Genomic DNA, 1,895 nt, shown 5'->3' on the forward strand with positions numbered 1-1,895 from the left:
CCTGGTTTGCAACCAGTCCTACCATAAAATACTGATTATTTTCCTTCCAAATTCGCGCGCTTTACTGATTTTTTAAATAACCTAGCAAGCAAGGGTTATTGCACACAACGGGAGTCTGTGCATCAACTCAATTCGGACTAAAATTAATGATTCAATTGCTATTTAGGGAGCTGTTAAGGGAGTATTTCTTGCGGGCTTAAAATTTGGATAGGTATTTCTCGGCAAAAGAAAGCTGCCCATATGGGCCAAAATCACTTCAAATAGGGCCGAAAATTCGGGCACAAGCCTTTTCAGCCTGTTTTTCAATACCTCCGGTCCAAGAATTGACATCAGCCGGGTCAGGTTATAACAGATCATCATCAGGTTTACCTCGGAGAGCACATTATCTTTTCCCTTCATCAATGTGTGGGTAAATCCCCATTGCCTTTTCAGTGTCCCAAACTGGTGCTCGGTTATCTGTTGCCTGAGCCTGTAATATTCCGGTTTTGCTTCCACTCTTTTTTGGTTCCCGTCCAGCGCCTCCTGATAGATGGAGCGTTCTATAAAGCGCCCGTTCCTGTTTGTCGTGCACAGATGCCTCACGGGGCATACCTTGCAGGCCTCCCTGTTCTTGTAATGCTTGACCTTGTGGCCCGCCTTGTTGTAGATGCTTCCATTGGTTGCCAGCACCTGATCTGCCGGACAGGTGTAGGTATCCTTTATTGCATCATACTTGAAATCGACCATTGGATAGCGTCCGTTGTGGTGCGATGAGTGGTCCTTCGGGGAGGAGTAGGGCGTGATGCCGTTCTTGGTGCAGATGTCCAGATGCTTGGCGGTGGTGTATCCCTTGTCGGTAAGGACGTCCAGGCTTTCCACGCCCAGGAGTTCTTTGGCGTCCAGTGCCATGGGGGAGAGCGCATGGGTATCGTTCACGCTTCCGGTGTCGTTGTTCACGAAGAGCTTGTGCCTGGCATCGCAGCCTGCCTGTACGTTGTAGCCCACGTTGATGATATTTCTGTGCAGGATCACGGACCTTGCGTCGGGATCGGTAAGGCTGATCTGGCTCTCGCCACTTTCCTGCAGCTTTTTTTCTATGTTGCGGAATCTCTCTTTTTTCGATTCTTGGTACGCAATCTTCGTCTCGATTTCCTGTTCGCCGACATCCCCATCCTCCTGATCGAGCTGGTCCTGGTACTCCTTGATCTTGTCATCGATGTAGGCGATATGGCGGTCTATCTTCTTTTGGTTGAAGTTGTTCTTTTGGGCGTTCTGCGCCCGGATCTTGAAGGAGTCTATGGCGATGGTAGTACCTTCTATCAGTTCCCATTCCTTGAGCAGCCCCACGAAATGCCTAAAGGCCAGTTTGAATGCCGTGGCGTTGTCCTTTCTGAAGTAAGCGATTTTCCTTGCCGAGGGGCGCAGTCCCTTCAAGAGCCAGATCACCTCAAGGTTGACCTTGCAGGCGTGTTCCATCTGGCGTGAGGAGCGAAGTCTGTTCTTGTACCCATAGAGATACAGCTTGAGCATATCTGAGGAATGGTAAGGAGGCCTTCCCTCGGAATTGAGCACGTCCCTGAAGCCCAGTTCCTCCATTGGAAGGATATCCACGAACATATCAACGGTACGCGCCCATGAATCCAGCCCTACGCATGACTCAAAGTCCATCATTACCAATTGATCCCTGTTGAAACCTGTTATAAAATCCATAACATCAAGATAGCCAATATTTTAATGTGATTTGGGCAATGGGCCAAAAGGTAATCAACAAAGTTATTAAGAAAGGGAGGTTATTGCGCAGTCTGACGGTCTGGCTATGAGCAGTTGGGGTTTTTTTGCCCTAACTTTTCAGTTTAGCACTGACCTTTATTTTATTTACTTTCTTTTTATTTAAACACCTAAACCCCAATTGCTTA

Annotated in this window: 1 protein-coding gene; it reads right to left on the reverse strand. The window is 47.9% G+C overall.

Going from position 1 to position 1,895, the window contains the following annotated elements:
- Nucleotides 1-162 precede the first annotated feature (162 nt).
- On the reverse strand, nt 163-1,689 hold the full coding sequence (locus FHP04_RS14255; RefSeq protein ID WP_218937264.1) for an IS1182 family transposase: 1,527 nt from the start codon (nt 1,687-1,689) through the stop codon (nt 163-165).
- Nucleotides 1,690-1,895: the final 206 nt, after the last annotated feature.

The sequence above is a fragment of the Aequorivita sinensis genome (assembly GCF_006346335.1).
GTDB lineage: Bacteria > Bacteroidota > Bacteroidia > Flavobacteriales > Flavobacteriaceae > Aequorivita > Aequorivita sinensis.